General features: G+C 31.6%; 19 protein-coding genes and 1 pseudogene. 16 read left to right on the top strand and 4 right to left on the bottom strand.

All coding sequences use genetic code 11. The annotated features are described in order from the left end of the window. Positions 1-89 precede the first annotated feature (89 nt). The 6 genes from ACJDT4_RS17475 (at position 90) to ACJDT4_RS17450 (ending at position 7,240) form a co-directional block, all read left to right on the top strand. Positions 90-1,466 (top strand): APC family permease, encoded by a 1,377-nt coding sequence (locus ACJDT4_RS17475; protein ID WP_406788865.1) that lies wholly within the window; start codon positions 90-92, stop codon positions 1,464-1,466. 58 nt (positions 1,467-1,524) lie between these two features. Next, positions 1,525-1,680 (top strand): hypothetical protein, encoded by a 156-nt coding sequence (locus tag ACJDT4_RS17470; RefSeq protein WP_406788863.1) that lies wholly within the window; start codon positions 1,525-1,527, stop codon positions 1,678-1,680. A gap of 127 nt (positions 1,681-1,807) precedes the next feature. Continuing rightward, the gene (locus tag ACJDT4_RS17465; protein ID WP_406788861.1) at positions 1,808-2,665 is read left to right on the top strand and encodes a DegV family protein; all 858 of its coding nucleotides are present in this window, start codon (positions 1,808-1,810) and stop codon (positions 2,663-2,665) included. A gap of 272 nt (positions 2,666-2,937) precedes the next feature. Then, positions 2,938-3,408, top strand: a complete 471-nt coding sequence (locus ACJDT4_RS17460) for a MarR family winged helix-turn-helix transcriptional regulator (protein ID WP_406788860.1) — start codon at positions 2,938-2,940, stop codon at positions 3,406-3,408. After that, positions 3,405-5,159 (top strand): ABC transporter ATP-binding protein, encoded by a 1,755-nt coding sequence (locus ACJDT4_RS17455; protein ID WP_406788859.1) that lies wholly within the window; start codon positions 3,405-3,407, stop codon positions 5,157-5,159. The genes ACJDT4_RS17460 and ACJDT4_RS17455 overlap by 4 nt, the downstream gene beginning before the upstream one ends. Further along, complete coding sequence (locus ACJDT4_RS17450) at positions 5,156-7,240, top strand: ABC transporter ATP-binding protein (protein ID WP_406788858.1); 2,085 nt, start codon at positions 5,156-5,158, stop codon at positions 7,238-7,240. The genes ACJDT4_RS17455 and ACJDT4_RS17450 overlap by 4 nt, the downstream gene beginning before the upstream one ends. 293 nt (positions 7,241-7,533) lie before the next feature. Here the strand turns inward: ACJDT4_RS17450 and ACJDT4_RS17445 are convergent, their stop codons facing one another. Together ACJDT4_RS17445 and ACJDT4_RS17440 are read right to left on the bottom strand one after the other, a co-directional pair. After that, on the bottom strand, positions 7,534-7,830 hold the full coding sequence (locus ACJDT4_RS17445; RefSeq protein ID WP_406788857.1) for a hypothetical protein: 297 nt from the start codon (positions 7,828-7,830) through the stop codon (positions 7,534-7,536). A gap of 231 nt (positions 7,831-8,061) precedes the next feature. Continuing rightward, positions 8,062-8,568 carry a flavin reductase gene (locus tag ACJDT4_RS17440; RefSeq protein ID WP_406788856.1) on the bottom strand — a complete coding sequence of 169 codons (507 nt, stop codon included), beginning with the start codon at positions 8,566-8,568 and terminating at the stop codon, positions 8,062-8,064. Positions 8,569-8,831: 263 nt separating this feature from the next. On the opposite strand from ACJDT4_RS17440, the gene ACJDT4_RS17435 reads away from it, so the two are divergent. The 9 genes and pseudogenes from ACJDT4_RS17435 to ACJDT4_RS17395 form a co-directional block, all read left to right on the top strand. After that, on the top strand, positions 8,832-11,063 hold the full coding sequence (locus tag ACJDT4_RS17435; protein ID WP_406788855.1) for a ribonucleoside-diphosphate reductase subunit alpha: 2,232 nt from the start codon (positions 8,832-8,834) through the stop codon (positions 11,061-11,063). Between the two features lie 67 nt (positions 11,064-11,130). Further along, the gene (locus ACJDT4_RS17430; RefSeq protein ID WP_406788854.1) at positions 11,131-12,165 is read left to right on the top strand and encodes a ribonucleotide-diphosphate reductase subunit beta; all 1,035 of its coding nucleotides are present in this window, start codon (positions 11,131-11,133) and stop codon (positions 12,163-12,165) included. A gap of 105 nt (positions 12,166-12,270) precedes the next feature. Continuing rightward, positions 12,271-13,065, top strand: coding sequence for an alpha/beta hydrolase (locus ACJDT4_RS17425; RefSeq protein ID WP_406788853.1), 795 nt, complete (start codon positions 12,271-12,273; stop codon positions 13,063-13,065). Positions 13,066-13,626: 561 nt separating this feature from the next. Further along, entirely contained in the window at positions 13,627-14,262 is a 636-nt protein-coding gene (locus ACJDT4_RS17420; RefSeq protein ID WP_406788852.1) for a TetR/AcrR family transcriptional regulator, read from the top strand. Continuing rightward, complete coding sequence (locus ACJDT4_RS17415; protein WP_406788851.1) at positions 14,252-14,995, top strand: HlyD family secretion protein; 744 nt, start codon at positions 14,252-14,254, stop codon at positions 14,993-14,995. The genes ACJDT4_RS17420 and ACJDT4_RS17415 overlap by 11 nt, the downstream gene beginning before the upstream one ends. Positions 14,996-15,009: 14 nt before the next feature. Next, positions 15,010-15,792, top strand: coding sequence for an ABC transporter ATP-binding protein (locus ACJDT4_RS17410; protein WP_406788849.1), 783 nt, complete (start codon positions 15,010-15,012; stop codon positions 15,790-15,792). Between the two features lie 8 nt (positions 15,793-15,800). Then, positions 15,801-16,931 (top strand): ABC transporter permease, encoded by a 1,131-nt coding sequence (locus ACJDT4_RS17405; RefSeq protein WP_406788899.1) that lies wholly within the window; start codon positions 15,801-15,803, stop codon positions 16,929-16,931. 132 nt (positions 16,932-17,063) lie between these two features. Further along, positions 17,064-17,423, top strand: a complete 360-nt coding sequence (locus tag ACJDT4_RS17400; protein ID WP_406788848.1) for a GerW family sporulation protein — start codon at positions 17,064-17,066, stop codon at positions 17,421-17,423. Between the two features lie 183 nt (positions 17,424-17,606). Next, positions 17,607-17,813: pseudogene (locus ACJDT4_RS17395) on the top strand (methyl-accepting chemotaxis protein); the annotation flags it as partial. A gap of 96 nt (positions 17,814-17,909) precedes the next feature. Here the strand turns inward: ACJDT4_RS17395 and ACJDT4_RS17390 are convergent. Further along, positions 17,910-19,184: an ATP-binding protein gene (locus tag ACJDT4_RS17390; protein ID WP_406788847.1), complete on the bottom strand. Its 1,275-nt coding sequence runs from the start codon at positions 19,182-19,184 to the stop codon at positions 17,910-17,912. 241 nt (positions 19,185-19,425) lie between these two features. Between ACJDT4_RS17390 and ACJDT4_RS17385 the strand changes: the two genes are divergently transcribed. Beyond that, positions 19,426-19,881: a methylated-DNA--[protein]-cysteine S-methyltransferase gene (locus ACJDT4_RS17385; RefSeq protein WP_406788846.1), complete on the top strand. Its 456-nt coding sequence runs from the start codon at positions 19,426-19,428 to the stop codon at positions 19,879-19,881. Between the two features lie 169 nt (positions 19,882-20,050). Here ACJDT4_RS17385 and ACJDT4_RS17380 read toward each other — a convergent pair whose 3' ends face one another. Further along, positions 20,051-21,667 (bottom strand): ABC transporter substrate-binding protein, encoded by a 1,617-nt coding sequence (locus tag ACJDT4_RS17380; protein WP_406788845.1) that lies wholly within the window; start codon positions 21,665-21,667, stop codon positions 20,051-20,053. Positions 21,668-21,853: the final 186 nt, after the last annotated feature.

Here is a 21,853-nt window from a genome sequence, read left to right as displayed (position 1 = left end):
TAAGCAATTAAATTTTAAATAAGTATTGTATAATAATTCGATGTGACTTATAATTATTAACTAGTGCAAACTTATAGGAGGGATACAATGTGGAAATATTCAGAAAGAAAACCGTAAAGAATTTTGATAATGATTATGCTAAAAGTAGTTTAAAAAAGAAACTTACAAGCTTTGATTTGGCTGCACTTGGAATAGGTTCAATAGTTGGTACAGGTATATTTGTGGCAACGGGTCAAGGTGCCAAAATGGCAGGGCCAGCAGTTATTATATCGTTTATGATTGCAGCTATAACAAGTGCTCTTTGTGCTCTTACATATTCTGAACTTGCATCAATGTTTCCTGTATCAGGAAGTACATATTCTTATTCATATGTTGCTTTTGGTGAGATTATTGCATGGATAATAGGGTGGGATTTAATACTTGAATATCTTGTTTCAGCAGCGGCGGTTGCAGCAGGTTGGTCAGGTTCGCTAAATGGAATATTAAGTGATTATGGAATTAAATTGCCGAGTATGTTAACTAAGGCACCAATATCTGGAGGAATTGTGGACTTGCCAGCAGTGCTTATAACGGCAGTAGTAACATGGCTTTTATACATAGGTGTATCGGAAAGTGCAAAAATAAATGATGCTATAGTTGTAATAAAAATATTGATAATTGTTATATTTATAGCATTAGGTGTAACTCATATAAAGGCAGCAAATTATCATCCATTTATGCCTTTTGGTGTTAATGGAGTAGTATCTGGTGCATCAATTATATTCTTTGCTTTTATAGGTTTTGATACAGTTTCTACAGCTTCAGAGGAAACTAAAGATCCAGAGAAAGATGTGCCACGTGGACTGGCTTTATGCTTAGTAGTAGTTATAATCATGTACATAGCTGTCTCATTAGTGCTGACAGGTATAATTTCGTATAAAAATGTTAGCATAGATAATGCTCTTCCAGGAGCGCTTTCACACATAGGAATAAATTGGGGTTCTGCATTAGTTGGAGTTGGTGCTGTAGTTGGAATGGTATCTACTCTTCTTGCAACTTTGTATGGTCAAATTAGGATATTTATGGTTATGGCAAGAGATGGATTGCTGCCAAATGTTTTTGCAAAAGTGAATAAAAAGCATAGTACACCAGGCTTATGCACTATTTTAACAGGTGTAGTTACTGCTGTACTGGCTGGTTTTTTACCACTTAATATGATAATGGAATTGTGTAATATAGGAACCTTGTTTGCATTTGCACTTGTTTCTCTTGGTGTTATAGTTTTAAGAGTAACTATGCCAGAGGTTAAGAGAAAATTTAAATGCCCGGGTGTTCCGTTTACTCCGATTATAACTATATTTTGTTGTGGTTATTTAATATACACGCTTCCTGTTATTACCTGGATTAGATTCCTTATTTGGCTTTTAATCGGTATTTTAATTTATGTGTTTTATGGATACAAAAATAGCAAACTAAAGTCAAAATAATTCATGAGTTAATAACCTATTAAAAAACCATTAATAGATGTATTAGGAAGTATATTAATTGATCAAGGTGGGCACATTTCCTGGTTACGAAAGGGCTTATATAAATGATGATTACATAGTATTTGTGGTGAAAGCTGATGGATTCATTATAAGTGTTTTGTCTAAGGATGAAGTTGGTGAAGCTATAGAAAAGCTAATAGGGGAATCGAGATAGTAATATAGAATACTACATTAAAAATTGTTCAGCCTTAATTATCAATTGCTCGTTTATTTATAATTGGTTTTTTTTATTAAAAATGCTAGAATAAAATATAAACCAATTTTGGAGGAGTAGTGAAATTATGGCTGTTCAAATTTTAACCGATAGCACTAGCAGCATGGATGAGGGATTAAGAAAAGAATATGGAATAAGAATTCTGTCACTGTGTGTTAGCTTTGAAGATGAAAGTTTTAAAGAAACTGAAATAAGCAATAATATTTTTTATAAAAAGATGGAGGAAAAAGGAATTCCTAAGTCATCGCAACCTTCTATTGAAGATATGGTTAAAGAGATGAAGGAAGTTGTAAGTAGTGGAGATAGTCTTCTTTGTATATTTATATCTTCTGAAATGAGCGGAACTTATTCAACTGCACATGTTGCTAAAAGTATGGTGCTTGAAGAATATAAGGATGCTAAAATTGAAATAATAGATTCTCGTGATAATTGTATGCAGCTTGGATTCGCTGCTATTAGTGCTGCCAAAGTTGCTAAAGAGGGTAAGAGCTTAGATGAAGTTAAGCTTGCAGCAGAGGAAAATCTTAAAAGAAGCAAGTTCTTATTTATACCAGAGAACCTAGTATATTTAAGGAAAGGTGGAAGAATAGGTGGTGCAAGTGCTCTTATTGGAAATATACTTAAAATAATTCCAATACTTACGGTTGAAAACGGTGTTACTTCAGTATATGCAAAGGTAAGAACTAAGAAAAAAGCTGTAGCTACAATGCTTAATAAAATGCTTGAAGATGTAAAAAACTTTGGACTTGGAGAAATTGCAGTACATCATATTAATTGCTATGATGAGGCGAAAAAACTTGCAGCTGAAATTGAATCCAAGCTAAATATAAAGCCATTAATTTGTGATATAGGCCCAGTCATTGGACTTCATGTAGGACCAGGGGCAATCGGAATAGTTTATTATGCTCAAAAGGAACTTAGATAAAAAATAAACATGAATTTTAAGTTTCAGAGTGATTTATCTTTAAATTAGACAATTATAAAATGTAAATTAAAATAAAAAGCATCCGCAAATTACAAATAAATCTGCGGATGTTTTTTTTTAATTAAAGATTTCACATAATAGTTTATACTATAACAAAAAATAGAGAAAATAATATTGACAATAAACTAATTTTTAAATATAATTAGGTTACCTAATAATTTATTTCACTAATAAATTATTCGACTAACTATAGTTTGAATAAGGAGGAAAATATGGAGAAGGATAATAAGGAGGAAATTGCGGATAAGCTTATTTTTGCTTTTGTACAGTTTAGGAAAGTTAAATTTCATTCCAAATATATTGCAGGGATCACGCATGGGGAAATGCATGTTCTCTTTTGTATGAAAAAAGGTTTTAAAAATGAAAAAGAAGGAATAAAAGTATCTCAATTAAGTAAAAAGTTAAGAGTTGCATCCCCTACAATAACTCAACAAATAAATGCTCTTGAAAGTCGTGGATTTGTTAAAAGGACTATGGATTTAAACGATAGGAGAGTTGTTAGAATACAGCTTACGGATAAAGGGGAAGAAATTTTAAAAAAGGCTCAAAAAGAATTTCATGATTTGGTATATGGGCTTGTTGACTATTTAGGCGAAGATGACAGTGATAAATTTATAGAATTGTTAACTAAATTATTTGATTATATGAAAGAAGAAACAATCAAAGGAGATGAGGAAATTTGATAAAACTCTTGAAAAACCTAAAACCATTTGCGCTGTCCGTAGTAATAATACTAATCTTAGCATTTTTTCAGTCAATGGCGGACTTAAATTTACCAAATTTAATGTCAGACATTATAAACAATGGTATATTAAAAGTTAACGCCAAAGGTGCAAGTAATCCAGATATCCCCTATATATGGAGTACAGGCGGAAAGATGCTTTTAGTATCTGCAGCAAGTATTACGTGTGCTATTATTGGAAGTTTAATTGCATCTAAAACTACTCTTGGACTTACAAGAAATTTAAGAAAAAAATTATTTACAAGAATAGAAAGCTATTCTTTAAATGAGTTTGATAAGATAGGAAGTGCTTCACTTATAACAAGAACAACTAATGATATAACTCAGGTTCAAAATGTTGTTATAATGATGCTTAGAATGCTTATTACAGCTCCAATGATGTGTATAGGTGGTGTAATACTAGCACTTAGAAAGGATCAAGCACTTAGTATAATTTTTCTTGTTGCAATACCAGTTTTAATTATAGTTATAGTACTTATAGGAGGAGGGGTTGTCCCACTCTTTAAGCTTATGCAGAAAAAGGTTGATAAGATAAATCTTGTACTTCGTGAAGGACTTACAGGTATAAGGGTTATTCGTGCTTTTGATAGACAGGAAGTTGAAAAAAAGCGTTTTGATGAAGCAAATGCTGATTATACAAATACAGCTATTAAAGCCAATAAAATTATGGCTGGAATGATGCCACTTATGATGTTAGTTATGAATTTAACTTCAATCTCTATTATATGGTTTGGAGCAAAGAGAATAGATTTGGGAGAAATGAAGGTTGGAGACATGATGGCATTCACCCAGTATGCAATGCAAATCATGATGTCTGTTCTTATGGTTGCAGTTATGTTTGTATTAATCCCACGTGCACAAGCTTCAGCAGTAAGAATTAATGAAGTTCTCGATATGAAACCTGAAATTAATGATCCTAAAAATCCTATGAAATCTTCTGAAGGTGAAAAAGGATATGTTGAATTTAGAAATGTAAGCTTTAATTATCCTGGGGCAGAAGAACCAGCTATATCAAATATTTCTTTTAAAGCAAGACCAGGTGAGACAACGGCTATAATAGGAGGAACAGGATCTGGTAAATCTACCCTCATTAGTCTTATCCCAAGATTTTATGATGCGAGTGAGGGAAGCATAATTGTTGATGGTGTTGACATTAAAGAAATGAGTCAAGAAGATTTAAGAGCTAAGATTGGATTTGTACCACAAAAAGCAATACTCTTTAGTGGAACAATTGAATCCAATATAAAATTTGGAAATGATAATGCTAGTTTGGATGATATTAAGCATGCTGCTCAAGTTGCCCAAGCAAGTGAGTTTATATCTGGAATGAAAGATGGCTTTAATTCACCTATATCAGAAGGCGGAAACAATGTATCTGGAGGTCAAAAGCAGCGCCTTTCTATTGCAAGAGCTTTGATTAGAAGACCTGAAATATATATATTTGATGATAGTTTTTCTGCTCTTGATTTTAAAACAGATGCTAAACTTAGAGCTGCACTTAACAAGGAAACTTCAAATTCAACAGTTATAATAGTAGCTCAAAGGGTAAGTACAGTAATGAATGCGGACAGAATAATAGTACTTGATGAAGGTAAAGTAGTTGGAATAGGAACTCATAAGGAATTACTTAATAGCTGTGAGATATACCATGAAATAGTAGCTTCTCAGCTTAGCGAGGAGGAATTAGCATGAGTGAAAATAGAAAAACACCCCCAATGAAGCATCATAGAGGTCCTGGTGGCGGCCCGCCAATGGGAAGACCAGCAGAAAAAGCCAAGGATTTTAAAGGCACTTTAAGAAAACTTATGAAGTATCTAGCACCTTATAAGGTGAGATTTATAGTAGTTGTTATAACTGCAATTTTAAGTGTTATGTTCAGCGTTGTTAGTCCTAAAATTATGGGTAAGGCAACTACAAAACTTGCAGATGGGCTTATAGGTAAAATGGCAACTCAAAAATTGGATACTCAAAAAGACAAGATTGCTAAACAGGCAAAGGAAATAGAAGCACAAAAAAATAAATTGGATGCTGCTATAAAGATGAATCCGGCTATGGCAAAGAGTCCACAAATAGTTCAAGGACAGGCAAAATTAATTGCAGCAGAAAAAGCAATCAATAATGGAGAAGCAAAAATAAATCAAGCTATAACTAAAGTAGTAAATAAGTATGGAAGAAAAATTGACTTCGACTATATAGGAAGAATAATTCTTATTTTAATTGGACTATATGTAGTAAGTTCTGCATTTAATTTTATACAGTCATTTGTAATGGCATCTGTTGCTCAAAAGACTGTTTATACAATGAGAAGGGATGTTGAGGATAAGCTAAATAGATTACCGTTAAAATATTTTGATTCAAAAACTAATGGTGAAATACTTAGCCGTGTAACTAACGATCTTGATACTGTAGCAACTACCCTTCAACAAAGTTTAACACAGCTTATATCTTCTATTGTACAAATTATTGGAGCTATAGTTATGATGCTTACAATAAGCGGATGGTTAACACTTATATGCGTATTAACATTACCGGTTTCTGTTTTCATAACTATGTTTATTGCTAAAAAGTCTCAAAAGTTCTTTGCAGCTCAACAGAAGGAACTTGGAATGATTAATGGGCATGTAGAAGAAATGTTTACAGGGCACAAAATAGTTAAGGCTTTTGGTAAGGAAAAGGATTCTATAGAGGAATTTAATAAAATTAACAATAGATTGTATGCTTCTGGATGGAAGGCACAGTTTATGTCTGGTATAATCTTTCCTTTAATGAACTTTGTAAACAACCTAGGATATGTTGCTGTATGTGTAGCTGGAGGAATTCTTGTTTCTAATGGAGCTATTGCAATAGGTGATGTTCAAGCATTTTTCCAATATAACAGACTCTTTACAATGCCTATAGTTCAAACAGCTAATATAGCTAATATAATTCAGTCAACAATGGCAGCAGCAGAACGTGTTTTTGAACTTCTTGAAGAAACAGAAGAAGAACCTGATAAGGAAGATTCAGAAGTGCTTGAGGCAGCTAAGGGAGAAGTTAAGTTTGAAAATGTTCATTTTGGATACAAAGAAAATGAGCTTCTTATGGAAAATCTTAATATACATGTAAAACCAGGCCAGACTATAGCTATTGTAGGACCAACAGGTGCTGGAAAGACTACAATCGTAAATCTCTTAATGCGTTTCTATGAGATTAATGATGGAAGAATTACTGTGGATGGAATTGACACAAGAGAATTTAAGAGAAATGATCTTAGAAAAATGTTTGGTATGGTTCTTCAAGATACATGGCTATTTAATGGAACTATAAGAGATAATATTGCCTACGGAAGAGAGGGAGCAACAGAAGAAGAAATTATAAAGGCTTCAAAGGCAGCTCATGCTGATCACTTTATAAGAACTCTTCCTGAAGGATATAATACAATATTAAACGAAGAAGCTTCAAATATTTCGCAAGGACAAAAACAGCTATTAACAATAGCTCGTGCAATACTTGCAGATCCTCAAATATTAATACTTGATGAAGCTACAAGTAGTGTAGATACAAGAACTGAACTTGCTATACAAAAGGCTATGAATAACTTAATGAAGGGCAGAACCAGCTTTGTAATAGCACATAGATTGTCTACAATAAGAGATGCAGATTTAATACTTGTTATGAATCATGGAACTATAATAGAACAGGGAAATCACAATGAACTCCTTGAAAAGAAAGGTTTCTATGCAGATCTTTACAATAGTCAATTTACAGGAGCAGCTATAGAAGAAACAGCATAATGCGAAGTAAGTGCACCACAGGATATTAAATAAAATTAATAAATCTAAGATAAAAAACTTTAAAAGCCTAAGAAGTTTCAATAACTCGCTGAGAAAAGCTCAAGCAATTGAAACATCTAAGGCTTTTAAAGTTTTTTGCCTAAGATTTATAAAATTTTATTTAAACTATCCTGTAATACACGTACTTCGCATTCACAGTGGATTAAGGAAGATTTTCCTCCGCACCTACGGAATTTTAGGCATGAATTTTTGTAATCAATTAAATTCTTACCTGATAATATTCCAAGATACTGTTATTTCGCATTGTTCTTTTGTTGCATATGTGTATTTATACCTAGAGCTATTCCCCATAAAATAGCATATATGTTTGAAGATATGTCAGTAAAGTAAATTCCTATAATGGAAATTGATAATAATGGTATGAATAAAATTAAATAGTAAATAAGGCCTTCCCACTTTTTATTAATTTTGAAATGAACTCGTGCTTTTTCGGTATATTTATATTTGAAGTCAAGATTTTTAAAGAATAAATAAGCTATAGCACCAGCCAATATGAAAATACTAAGAGTTTTGATATGATCTATAAACAAAGTTTATGCCCCCTTCTAATCTTTAGCTATATGTTTTTCTGGTAATTTAATAAAGGCTTCCACGGTAAAATAGATATGAGTATATAATATATTTAACTAAATGTAAATTATATAGTGTATTTTATCAAAAAGTTTTGCTAGAATTCTAAAAGTCTAAAGAAAAACCGTGTGAATTTTAAATTGTATTTTTTTCACGCGGTTAATAAATAAAAAATTATTTAATTAATTAATTTATTTCTCATTCTTAAGTACTTTTTCAATTTTAGCAATATACATTGTATGATAGTCTTTATTTGGATACATTTTTTCATCAGTTTCTTTTGAATAAAAATCTTGTGGAGATATAGTATGATTATATATTTTCTTACAAACCATTATCATGCTTGCTTCTTCAAAGGCTGCAGTGTCATCAATAAAGTAAGGAGTGAGACCAGCTTTTTTTACTTTATCAGTATCCCTTCCTGAAACACTGCCACATATATTAAGAGCGTTTCTATATTTCTCATCAAAAAATGCTATTGTAAAGGTGTCATTTGAATCAACAAATTCTTTTGTATATCTTTGAGGGCGAATGTACACTGTAGCCGTATTCATGCCCCAAAGAATTCCAAAGCCACCCCAACTAGCAGTCATTGTATTAAATTTTTCTTTAGTCCCAGCTGTTATAAGCATCCATTCGTTGTTTATTTTTGTAAAAGGATTGAATTGTAGTTCTTTAATATCAATTTCTTTAAACATGTATAGCCTCCTATAAACTTTTAATTATAGGTATAGTACAACAAAACTATTAACTTTTCAAGCAAGAGTATAAAAAGTATGAAACTATTGGAATTTGAGAAAAAGTAAAGTATACGATAATGGTATACTTTAACGGGAGATTTTAACCCAAAATCTTGTTTTACAAAATACTAAAGCAGGCACTATAATGAATATGCCAATATATTGTGGTTTGGACTGGATAAACACAATATATATACTAGATGTTGTGGAGGAGTATTGAAATGAGAGATTTAACAGAATTATGTGATGAGGCAATGAAAGCCATAAACGATGAATGGGATTTATATGATAGGAAAAAGCTTTTAAGCTCACTTGAGCATATTTTAAGAGAAGGTATGAGTAGTAAAGAACTAATCGATTCGATTATTCAGGTATGTTTAGAACTTACAACACCTACAGCACCTAAGTGGCTTGATTGTGCCTCAAGATTATACATAGTAAAATTATATGATGAGGTAAGAGAAAATAGGAATATACCAGATGGAAGAAATCCTTATGGAAATTTCTATGATTTTATTTTAGAGTTGACGGAAAAAGGTTTATATGGAAAGTACATATTAGATAATTATTCAAAAGCTGAGGTAGATGAACTTGAAAAATTCATAAAACAAGATAGAGACTTTTTATTTACTTATAGTGGAATAAAACTGCTTTCAAGCAGATATTTAATTCAAGATTTTAATAGAAAAACAATTGAGCTTCCACAGCAAATGTTTATGGGAATAGCTATGCATCTTGCTATACCAGAAAAAAGCGAAAAAAGAGTGTATTTTGCAAAGAAATTTTATGATGTATTAAGCTCTTTAAAGGCAACCATGGCGACACCAACTATGTCTAATGCTAGAAAGCCCTTTTATCAGCTTAGTTCCTGCTTTATAGATACAGTGCATGATAGTTTAAAAGGCATATATAAATCGTTAGATAATTTTGCTAATGTATCAAAATTTGGAGGGGGAATGGGAGTATATTTTGGAAAAGTAAGGGCTATGGGATCGTCCATAAGAGGATTTAAAGGTGCATCAGCAGGAGTTGTTCCTTGGGTTAAACTTTTTAATGACACAGCTGTAGCTGTAGATCAACTTGGTGTTAGAAATGGAAGTGTTGCAGTTTGGCTGGATGCTTGGCACAAGGACTTGCCAGAGTTTCTTCAGCTTAGAACCAATAATGGAGATGACAGAAAGAAAGCGCACGATGTTTTCCCGGGAATATGTTATCCAGATCTTTTTTGGAAGCTTGCAGAGGAAAATATAGATGCTGATTGGTACATGATGTGTCCTCATGAGATAAGCACAGTTAAGGGCTATTGCCTAGAAGATTTTTATGGTGAAGAGTGGGAAAAAAGATATTTTGAATGTGTGAAGGATGATAGGATTGTTAAAAGAGTCATGTCAGTTAAGGATATAGTTAGGCTTATAATAAAGAGTGCTGCAGAAACAGGAACTCCATTTGCTTTTTATAGGGATGCTGCAAATAAAATGAATCCTAACAAACATAAGGGTATGATATATTCATCAAATTTATGTACTGAGATAATGCAAAACATGAGCTCAATGGACATATTGCAGGAGGAAATAATAGATGAAAATGGAGATAAAATTATAGTTCAGAAGACTAAAGCTGGTGATTTTGTAGTATGTAATCTTTCATCTATAGTTCTGGGAAATCTAGATGTTAACAACGATAAAGAGCTTGAATATGTCGTTGAAACACAAATAAGAGCTATGGACAATGTAATTGATTTAAATTATTATTCTGTTCCTTTTGCAGAGGTTACGAATAAAAAATATAGAGGAATAGGGCTTGGAACCAGTGGATATCATCATATGCTTGCAAATAACAAAATCCCATGGACTAGTGACGCACACCTAGAATTTGCAGATAAGGTTTATGAAAAAATAAATTATTATGCAATCAAAGCATCTATGAAGCTGGCAAAGGAAAAGGGAGCATATGAGTTCTTTGAAGGCTCTGACTGGGATAATGGAGCTTACTTTGAAATGAGAGGATATGAAGCTGCTAAATGGCAGGAATTGTACGGAGAAATAAAGAAATATGGTATGAGAAATGGATATCTTATGGCAGTTGCACCCAATGGCTCTACAGCAACTATTGCAGGAACTTCTGAGGGAATAGACCCAGTTATATCAAGATTCTGGATGGAAGAAAAGAAAGGCAGCATAACACCAAAAACTGCTCCAAATCTTTGTCAGGATAATTATTGGTTTTATATTTCAGCGTACAATATAAATCAAGAACTATGTGTTAAGGTAAATTCTATAAGGCAAAAGCACATAGATCAATCTCAATCCTTTAATCTTTATGTAACTACGGATTATACAATGAGACAAATCATGAATTTATATATTGAAGCATGTAAGCTTGGAGTTAAGAGTATTTATTATGTTAGATCAAAATCGCTAACAGTAGAAGACTGTGAAAGCTGCACTGCATAATTGTAATTTTTATACTTTGCTTAAAATAAAATTATTAAATTTAAAAGACAGAAGGGGAGGAATTCAATTGTCTATAACTAGAAAGCCATTGTTTAATGAAAATGGGGATACAGAAACAGCTAAAAAGAGGATGGTTAATGGAAATACCACTAATCTAAATGATTTTAATAATATGAAATACACCTGGGTTTCAGATTGGTACAGACAAGCTATGAACAATTTCTGGATACCAGAGGAGATAAATTTATCGCAGGATTTAAAGGACTATGGAAAACTTAATAAGGATGAAAGAATTGCCTATGACAAAATACTTTCATTTCTTATATTTCTTGATTCTGTTCAGACAGCTAATCTTGGAAATATAAATAATTATATTACAGCAAGTGAAGTTAACTTGTGTCTTACTATTCAGGCTTTTCAAGAAGCAGTACATTCTCAAAGTTACAGTTATATGCTTGATACAATATGTTCTCCAGAGAAAAGAAATGAAATATTATTTCAGTGGAAAGATGATAGTATACTTCTAAATAGGAATAAATTTATAGGAGATATATACAATAATTTTGTTAAGACTCCAAATGAAAGAAATTTTTTAAAAACGATAATGGGAAATTACATACTTGAAGGTATTTATTTTTACTCAGGTTTTATGTTTTTTTATAATCTTGAAAGAAACGGAAAAATGCCAGGCTCAGCACAGGAAATAAGATATATAAATAGAGATGAAAATACACATTTGTGGTTATTTAGAAATATTATAAAAGAACTTCAGGTGGAAGAACCACAGATGTTTACAAAAGAAGTAAAAATGGAACTTAGAGAAATGATTAAAACTGGTGTAGAACATGAAATTGCTTGGGGAAGCTATGTAATAGGTGATAAAATTCAAGGATTGAATAAGAAACTTATAGAAGACTATATTAAATATCTTGGAAACAAAAGACTTGAGGCAATTGGGTTTGAACCACTATATGATGGATATGATGAAAATCCAGCTCTTTGGGTAGATATTTATTCCGATGCGAACTCAGTAAAGACGGATTTCTTTGAAGCAAAATCTACAGCATATGCAAAAGCAAGTACTTTAGTAGATGATTTATAGAAATATGTGAAAAATTTAGGTGTTTTTTTATGGAGTGTTTATATATAGTTATGGTATATTATAAATAATACTTAAGTTAAGCATATATAAATGGGGTGAAAAGTTATGGCACTTATTGATTGTAAATTTTATTCTGAAGTTTTAGGATTATCAACGTCTGCTAAGGTTATACTTCCTCAAAATACCAAAACTCAGATAGGTATGGGAGGAGCAAAGGCTAATGGTAACTCTCCTGTTTTGTATCTTTTACATGGACTGTCAGATGATGAAAGTATTTGGATTAGAAGAACTTCCATAGAAAGATATGTTGCAGAAAAAAACTTGATTGTTGTTATGCCAAATGGGGGAAGAGGATTTTATACTGATATGGTACATGGATATAAGTATTTTACGTTTATTACTGAGGAACTTCCAACATTGATGCAGCAGTTTTTTCATATATCTAGTAAGAGAGAGGATACATTTATAGCAGGTCTTTCCATGGGCGGATATGGTGCGCTTAAAATTGCCTTAAGCTGTCCAGAAAGATATGCTGCAGCAGCAAGTTTATCTGGGGTTACCGATATTGTTAGAACTTATGAAGATACTAAAAAGGATCCTTATAATTCTGTTATGACTGCAGATGAGATTGAGAGTATTTTAGGAACTTTCACAGATATTGAGGGAAGCAAGCATGATTTATTTCATTTGACAAAGGAACTTTCACAAAAGAGATGTGAAAAGCCAAGGATATATCAATGCTGTGGTACAGAGGATCTTCTATACCAAGATAATGTTAAATTTAGAGAATTTATAAAAAAACTTGATTATGATTACACATATGAGGAAGAGAATGGAATTCATGAATGGGGTTTTTGGGATAGGAAAATACAAGATGTACTAAATTGGCTGCAAGTATAAAATATTTGTTAAAAAGCTAAGAAAGTTCATTATATTAAAAACTTATATTTTTTAATCTGAAAATTAATAGATAGATAATAGTTTCATATAAAAGTGAAGCTATTATTTTTTATTTTAAATTAAGAACAAGGACAGATAGTATAAACCTGTGTATTATTTTATCCACAAGGTGTGTTTATATAATTTAGTCAGATAGTGTTGCATTTACGGGAAAAATCTACTTTAGTGGAGGATACAATTGTGTATAAGGTTTGAGATATTCACATATAATTGTGAGTTATGCACAATAATTGTGGATAAGCTATATGAAACTGTGAATAGTTATCTAGAAATTTAAAAGAATGTGAAGAAAAAAATTTCTCGGTGCCTACGAAATTTTAGGCGCCGAGGAATTTTTGTAACGGATATAAACAAGAGTAAGATTAAGCTAATAACAGCTGAACTTATTAATTTTTTTATTTAACTGGTAAATAGGTAGTTGACTTTATCCAAAACAGGAATATAATAATAAGTGAGTACTCACTCATTAATAAAAACTTAGATAGGGGGAATAAAAAGTTTATGGTGAGAAAAGCAGCAGAAAATAGAGAACAGGAAATATTAGATGCAGCAATTAGAATTTTTTCTGAAAAAGGGTACAATGCGGCAACAACTAGTGAAATCTCTAGAGAAGCTGGTATAGCTGAGGGAACCTTATTTAGATATTTTAAAAATAAAAAAGCGTTGCTTGCCAAGATAGTAATACTTTCTTCAAAAACTATAGGTAAGAATATTATAGCGAAAAGATTAGGCAAGTTGATAGAAAAAAATAAAGATAAAGATTTAAGGGAAATAGTTAAGATAATAATGCTAGATAGAATTGATTTACTTGAAAAGAATAAAGAGCTTTTTAAAATTGTATTTACAGAAATTCAATATCAAGAAGATTTAAAACAGGCTTTTAAAGAAAATATAATTTTAGCAGCTAAAGATATTTTAGTTGATTACATTGATAAAAGCCAATTTAAAGAAGTGTTTAAGGATGTTGATCCAATGGTGGTTGGAAGAACAATGATTGCTAGTGTGATTGGATATGTAGTCCAAAGTACGGTTTTCCCTGAATTAATAACAATTAGTAAAGAACAGCAGGTAGATCAAATGGTAGAGGTATTTCTAAATGGAATAATAAAGAAAGGTGATGAGAACAATGAAAAATAAGAAAATGGTATTTGCTCTTTTAGGAATTATCTGTTTTAGTTTAACTGCATGTGGTACTAAAACGGCGTATAGAAATAAGTATACAGGTACAGTAGAATGTAGAAGTTCTTATATAACTTCAGAAGTTAGTGGAAAGGTTGATAAGTTAAATATAGAAGAGGGAAATAAGATTAGAAAAGATGATGCTATTGCAACTATAAATTCTGATGCTTATAAAATTCAAAAGAATCAAGCAGAAGGTTCACTTGAAACTGCCAAGGCAAATTTTGATAGTTTACCAGATGGAGTAGATGATAATAAGAAAAAACAAGTGGAAGGCTCGGTAAAACAGGCGCAAGCTACATTAGATTTGGTTAATTTAAATATATCGAAATGTGATATTAAAAGCTATCAAAGTGGTGTTGTTTCAGATGTACTTGTCCATGAAGGAGAAATGGTTCAGCAGGGTGGTAATATAGCAAAGGTGCTTGATACAGATAGCAGATATATAAAAATATATGTTGAGCAGTCAAAACGTCATGATATAAAACTCAAGGATAATTTAAATTTATACTATAATGACAAAAAAGTTGGAACGGGTGAAGTTATTTTTATATCTCCCCAGACGGAATTTACACCTAAAAATACAGAAACAAAAGAAGATAAACAAGGAATGGTATTTGAGGTGAGGGTTAAACTGTCAAATAATCTAGATTATACTCCTGGAACTTTGATGGATGTTGAAGTTAAGTAGGGGAGATGATTAATATGAATGCTATAGAAATAAAGGGTCTAACTAAAAGATTTGGAAGCTTTACGGCAGTAGATAATATAAGTTTTAATGTACCTACGGGTAAGGTATACGGATTTATAGGTCCTAATGGTTCTGGAAAATCTACTGTTATAAAGATGCTGTGTGGAGTTTTAACCCCTACAAGCGGAACCGCATATGTACTTGGAAATGATGTAAGAAAATCTAAAGCAGAAGTAAAGGCTAAAATAGGATATATGTCTCAAAAATTTAGTTTATATGAGGATTTAACTGTAGATGAAAATTTGAATTTTTATGCTGGAATTTATGGACTTAATAAAAAAGAAAGAGATGAAAGAAAGAAATATATTGTGAGTATGGCTGGACTTAACGGAAGGGAGCACAATATAACAGGTAATTTATCGGGAGGCTGGAAGCAGAGACTTGCACTTGGCTGCGCGCTTATTCATAGACCAGAAATATTAATTTTAGATGAGCCAACCTCAGCTGTTGACCCAGTGTCTAGAAGAATATTTTGGGAGATGATATTTACTCTTGCAAAGGAAGGTATAACAGTACTTGTGACAACTCATTACATGGATGAAGCTGCTAGCTGTGATATGCTTGCCTTTATATTTAATAGCAAGCTTATGGCTACAGGTACTCCAAAAGAATTAATAGAAAGAGAAGGAGTTAAAAATGTGGAAGATGTATTCATAAGGTATGTTGAGAGAACTACTAATGAAAAAGTAGAGAACTCCTTTGAAGAACTTAAAAAGATGATAGGAAAGGGGGAATAAAAGTGAATATGCAAAGATTTTTTTCTATAGTAAAGAAAGAAGTAATTCAACTTAAACGTGATAAGGCTAGTTTTGGAATTGCAATTATGATGCCGATAGTTATGATACTTTTATTTGGATATGCAGTTAACACGGAACTTAGCAATATATCAATGTCCGTAATTGACCAAAGTGATACAACAGAAAGTAGAGAACTTATACAAAGCTTTCAAAATACAGGGTATTTTAATGTAGTTTCAAGGGAGCACAATATTGATAAAGTAAATGAAGATATTGATAAAGGAAAGGTGCATTCAGCTTTAATTATTCCTCCGGATTTTAGCACAAAGCTTCAAAATAAAGAAAAAACTAATGTACAGCTCTTAGTTGATGGCTCAGACCCAACAACAGCGAGAACAGTTTTTAGCAGCGGAGTTTTATCGGGACAACAGTATGGAATAGGTAAGCTTCAAGAATTAAATGAAAAGGCTAATTTTAGGGTATCAAATGGTGGAGTTAATGTGAATACAAAGGTACTATATAATCCAGATTTAAAAAATCAAAACTTTACAATACCAGGTTTAATAGGACTTATAATGCAGAACATTACTATACTTTTAACAGCATTTGCATTAGTAAGGGAGCGTGAAAGGGGTACAATTGAACAGCTAACAGTTTCACCACTTAAATCTCCGGAAATTATTTTTGGCAAACTTGTACCATATATTTTTATAGGCTTTGTAGATTTCTTATTTTCACTTGTTCTAGGACTTGTGTGGTTTAAGGTACCTATAAATGGAAGCTTGCCATTACTACTACTGCTTGGCGCTGGTTTTGTAATATGTGCACTTGCTATAGGGATTTTAATATCTACAATTTCAAAGACGCAGCTTCAGGCTATGCAGCTTACAATACTAGTACTTCTTCCAAGTGTTCTTCTTTCAGGCTTTGTTTTCCCAATAGAAGCTATGCCTAAATTTGTTCAGGTTATAAGTAGTATTTTGCCTCTTACTTATTTTATTGATATACTAAGAGGAATAATAACGAAGGGAGTAGGTTTTGAGTATCTTGTTAAAGACGTAGCTTGCCTATTTTCTATAGGAGGAATATTGCTTATAATAAGTATGGTTAGGTTTGCAGTTAAACCGTACAACAGTTAAGGAAGAAGAGAAACTTTATATCATTACTTCCATTGACGGCTAATATATTTGGTTAAATATTCATTTTGTGGATATAATTAATAGATAAAAAGGTTAAGCATGGATGTTAGTTGGCTTATGGAGGAAAATTAAATGGAAATTGATATAAAAAGAGATTTAGATAGTCTATTTATACGATATGAAAAATCCTTAAAAACCGAAGTGGTTATTGGAAAGCCAATAACTATTGGAAAAGTTATATTAGTACCCATAAGTAAGGTCATTTTAGGATGTGACATACCAAAAGGTAGAAGGGTTTATAATAATAAAAAAGACAGAGTGGTTGCTATTGGGGCAAGGATTAGTCCGAATGCCATTGCTGTAATAAAAAATGGTGAAGTAACTATGCTTCCTATAAGAAAAAAAGAAAATTTAGATAAACTTCTTAAAATGATCCCAGAGATAATGTCAAAGGTTAGCAACCCAAATAAGGATAGCAAGATTGATAATTAAAATTGAACTAAAGATGAACCACCTTGAAGCTTGAAATTTATTTGCACCAAAATGCCAATATTCAATGGATTATGGTGCATGTATAGTTTGAAGTTGAGCTAGCTTCGCTATATACTAAAATAAAAACTAACATTAAATTATAATGTTGGTTTTTATTTTTAGAAAAAATCTGCTGGAAGTGGTAAAGAAGGTTTAGGGCTTGGCGTTGTAGCTCAAGAAATTAGAAAATTATCCTTAAGTAGTTCTAATGCAGTTAAGCAGATTGAAAAGAGTGTACAAGATATGAATGCTTCTATTGAGAAAATAGTTCGAAATATTGAAAGTGTAAATGAGATAGCACAAATGCAGGCATCAATTACAGAAGAGGTAATGCCTTTGTGGAAGAAGTAAATTCAAATGCTGCTAATGATATAATTAAATAATGAGAATAGTTTATATAGAGCATAGTGAACATGCTTAAAATTATTTCACTATGCTCGTGTCTACTTATTCTGATATTGAGTTTATAAATTGCTTAGCTGTTCTTCCAGAACGTCCATTTTGAGAAGCCGCCCATTTTACAGCTTCACTTCTTAAAGTTTCTACAGGAATATTTAAATTGTGCTTTTTAGCTAGTTCTTCAACTATTTTAAAGTATTCATTTTGATTTGGGGATATGTAAGTAAGTTTTATACCAAATCTATCTGAAAGGGATAATTTCTCGTTTACAGTATCTGAACTGTGAATTTCTTCTTCTCCAACTTGAGTTCTATCATTCCAGGTTTCTTTTATTAAGTGCCTCCTATTAGAAGTAGCATAAACTAAAACATTAGAAGGGATTTTTTCTATACCTCCATCAAGAAAAGATTTCATTTGTTTGTATTCAATTTCTCCTTCTTCAAAGGAAAGATCATCTATAAATACAATAAAGTATTTTCCACGGCTTTTAAGTTCCATAAGTATTTCTGGAAAGCATAAAAGTTGATTTTTTGTTATCTCAATAAGCCTAAGACCTTTTTCATAGTATTCCGTAACTAGTGCTTTTACAGAAGAAGATTTTCCGGTTCCCCGAGCACCTATTAATAGAACATTATTTGCAGAGCGTCCGCATACAAAAGCTTCAGTATTTTTGATAAGAGTTTCCTTTTGATATTCATACCCTACAATGTCAGAGAATTCTACGTAATCATAATCTTTAACACCAACAAGGCCATCTCTCCACATAAAAGCTATATGGTCAGACATTTCACCAGAGCCTATTTCAAAATAATATTTTATAACGTTATTAAGCATTTCTTTAGGTGAAGTAGAATTTATAATACCAGCCTTTTGATTTTCGAACATACCTATAGGTGCCTTGTTTAAAGTTGGAATGTAATTTTGAGTTAAGCTGTCATCTAAATCGAAAATTTTTCTTAAATCCAGCTTAGTAAGCTTATATAATATTTCCATATCGTTTAATGCTGCATTGTAAAGACTTTTTTCTATATTTATCCCATATTTTTCACAAGCTTTTGTAAAGAAATTTTTGGATTTTACTATGGAATCTATCATGTATGATTTTAATAAATTTCCGTTTAAACCCGATTTCTCAGAGCAAGAAATTAAGTTATAGTTTAATTCATAATAAAGATTTATAATTTCATCTTTGTTTCCATTAGCTAAGCAAACTTCATCAATTAGTCTTTTTAAAATGGTGATAATAGGATCTTTTAATAATTCTCTGTATACAACTAATTTGTTTAAACTTGATGCAAATTCTTTTACTGATAAATTATTCATTAAAGTGCCCCCTTTTTTATGCATGTTAAAATCACATGAAAGTTTTAAAATATTTTAAGTAGGATTTACAAGTAATATTTGTTTAGTTTACAATGCACAGTTAAGGTTGATTTTTTTCCTTATATTAGACAAAGCAACCATCATTGTGCACTGATTTAAGTGTAGTTTTTTATATTATAGAATATTCCCTTAAAGTAGTATATAATTATATTAATTTTTATGAGAAAGGTAATAAAACAATATGAAATTTGCTTATTATGAATCAGAAATTGGACTTATAAAAATATCAGCAGATGAGGATAATGTACTCGGCTTAGATTTTGTGGCTGAAAAAGATAAGGAAGCTTCAGAGTCAGAATTACTTTCAGAAACTTTAAAGGAACTTCATGAATATTTTAAAGGCAAAAGAAAGGAATTTAATTTGAATTTATTTTTAGATGGTACAGATTTTCAAAAAAAGGTTTGGAGAGAACTCATGAAAATACCATATGGAAAAGTTGTAACTTACGGAGAAGTTGCAAAGTCAATTGGAAATGAAAAAGCATCAAGAGCTGTTGGAAATGCAAACAATAAAAATAAAATAGCAATAATAATACCCTGCCACAGAGTTATAGGTGTCAGCGGAAAACTTGTGGGATATGCTGGGGGACTATGGAGAAAGGAATGGCTTTTGCAGCATGAAAAAAATGCAAAGTAACAGTATTGAAGGAACAGTTTAAATAAAATCTTATAAATCTTAGTGGAATATCATTAAAAGGCTTGGAAGTTTCAATCTGTTTCAACGATAGTGAGTTATTGAAACTTCTTAGGATTTTAATAATATTCCCCTTAGATTTATTGATTTTATTTAATGTTCCAAGATACTGTTACTTTGCAACGTCCCACTTTTCGGTATTTGCATACATGCCAAAGGATACTGGTTTTGCATTTATAACTCTTTTATTTACAGCACCTATATCTTGAGGAGCATATACACTACAAAGAGGAAAATCATTAGAGTAAATTTCTTGGAGTTTATTGTATACTTCTTTTCTTTTTGAAGCATCAACTGTTACTTTACCTGTTGCAAGAAGATTATCTATTTCAGGACTACTGTAGGCACTTAGGTTCATAAGCTGTCCAGTTCCTATATTTTGAGTAAAGTCAGGATTTACGGGATCTATTAAAAGTCCCATAAAGCATATGTCAAATTGATGCTTTTTTGCGAGGTTTAAAGTAGTAACAAAATCGTATTTTTGGATTTCAACTTTTATTCCTACATCTTGAAGATTTTGTTGTATGATGTTCGCCGCTTGTTCACGTACTGTGTTTCCAGTTGGAACATTAAATTTTAGTACTTTGCTTGAATTCCAATTTGCTTCTTTTAAAAGTTCTTTTGCTTTTTCTTTATTGTAGCTAGGGAAATTAACATTCTCGTCATAAAATTTACTTGATTTTGTATAAGGTCCTACTGCTTCTTCTCCAGAACCTTTAAGAAGGCTTTTTACAATTTGCTGCCTATTTATAGCGTAAGATATAGCCTTTCTTATTTTTGCATCAGTAATTGTTTTATTATTTAATTCTAGTACTTGAAGTGTATTTGTTAGTGTCTTTTCAGTAGTTATATTTTTCATAGCTTTAATTTTTGAAACATCATCTGTTGGAACCACACCTATATTAGGTTCATTCATATCAATTTCTCCACTTTGAAGTTGTATAGTTATTTCAGTTCCCTGCATTATTTTGAAATTAATTTCAGAAAGCTTTGGTGTATCTCTAAAATAATTTTTGTTAGCAGCTAATTGGACGTACTGATCTTTTTTATATGTAGAAAATTTAAAAGGACCATCAGTTACAGTAGGATTTTGGAAAAATGCTGCTTTAAATATTTGATCTGGAGCAACATCCTTTAGCATGTGCTTTGGAACTGCTCTTAAATATTGACTGATTAAATCATTAAATATGGTATTGTCTACAGGCTGTTTTGTAACTAAAGCTATTGTGTGGTCATCAATTTTTTTTGCACCAGCAAAATCTTCTTTGCCAGATGTATTTTTACCGCTGTCATCGAGTCCGGCAAGCATATTTAGCTGAGAGGCTAGTGAAGAAGTAACCTTAGGATTTGTGATTAAGCCTATAGTAAACATGAGGTCATCTGCAGTAACAGGCTGTCCATCTGTCCATTTTGCCTTTTTATTTAAGTTTACAGTAAATGTTTTATTATCAGTTGTAGTTATAGAGTCTGCAAGTGCAGGTATAAATTTTAAATTAGAATCAAGATCCATTAAAGGTCTAAAAAGTATTTCTGTCATATAGGTTTGCGCTGAATCAGCAGTATCTAGTGGGTTAAAAGCACTTGGAGCATTCATTATTCCTATATTTATAACTTTTTTAGAAGAACCTTTGGAGCTTGTATTAGCTGAAGAAGTTCCACAACCAGAAAAAGTAAGTGCAGTTATGCATGCTAGCGATATAAGCAATGCTTTAACAAATTTTGTTTTCATTTTTTGTCCCCCTCGTTACATAAACACTTTGAATAAATATTCAATAATATGTATAAAATTTCATATGAGTTATATTAGCACAAAAAAGGATGGTTGTCAAAATGGCGAAGTAATAATGCTTCGTCACATACACATATGCGGGGTTTGGGCTTAAGCCCATTATCATTCTAGAACAATATAAAACCA

It is taken from the genome of Clostridium neuense, assembly GCF_045310695.1.
GTDB lineage: Bacteria > Bacillota > Clostridia > Clostridiales > Clostridiaceae > Clostridium_S > Clostridium_S neuense.
Note: the sequence above shows the minus strand (reverse complement) of the source record. Positions and strands in the feature narration are given on the sequence as shown.

Coding starts and splice junctions, on each gene's coding strand:
- ACJDT4_RS17465 (WP_406788861.1), top strand. CDS start 1,808: ATGGCTGTTCAAATTTTAACCGATAGCACTAGCAGCATGGATGAGGGA.
- ACJDT4_RS17460 (WP_406788860.1), top strand. CDS start 2,938: ATGGAGAAGGATAATAAGGAGGAAATTGCGGATAAGCTTATTTTTGCT.
- ACJDT4_RS17450 (WP_406788858.1), top strand. CDS start 5,156: ATGAGTGAAAATAGAAAAACACCCCCAATGAAGCATCATAGAGGTCCT.
- ACJDT4_RS17440 (WP_406788856.1), bottom strand. CDS start 8,568: ATGTTTAAAGAAATTGATATTAAAGAACTACAATTCAATCCTTTTACA.
- ACJDT4_RS17435 (WP_406788855.1), top strand. CDS start 8,832: ATGAGAGATTTAACAGAATTATGTGATGAGGCAATGAAAGCCATAAAC.
- ACJDT4_RS17425 (WP_406788853.1), top strand. CDS start 12,271: ATGGCACTTATTGATTGTAAATTTTATTCTGAAGTTTTAGGATTATCA.
- ACJDT4_RS17420 (WP_406788852.1), top strand. CDS start 13,627: ATGGTGAGAAAAGCAGCAGAAAATAGAGAACAGGAAATATTAGATGCA.
- ACJDT4_RS17415 (WP_406788851.1), top strand. CDS start 14,252: ATGAAAAATAAGAAAATGGTATTTGCTCTTTTAGGAATTATCTGTTTT.
- ACJDT4_RS17410 (WP_406788849.1), top strand. CDS start 15,010: ATGAATGCTATAGAAATAAAGGGTCTAACTAAAAGATTTGGAAGCTTT.
- ACJDT4_RS17405 (WP_406788899.1), top strand. CDS start 15,801: ATGCAAAGATTTTTTTCTATAGTAAAGAAAGAAGTAATTCAACTTAAA.
- ACJDT4_RS17400 (WP_406788848.1), top strand. CDS start 17,064: ATGGAAATTGATATAAAAAGAGATTTAGATAGTCTATTTATACGATAT.
- ACJDT4_RS17390 (WP_406788847.1), bottom strand. CDS start 19,184: ATGAATAATTTATCAGTAAAAGAATTTGCATCAAGTTTAAACAAATTA.
- ACJDT4_RS17385 (WP_406788846.1), top strand. CDS start 19,426: ATGAAATTTGCTTATTATGAATCAGAAATTGGACTTATAAAAATATCA.
- ACJDT4_RS17380 (WP_406788845.1), bottom strand. CDS start 21,667: ATGAAAACAAAATTTGTTAAAGCATTGCTTATATCGCTAGCATGCATA.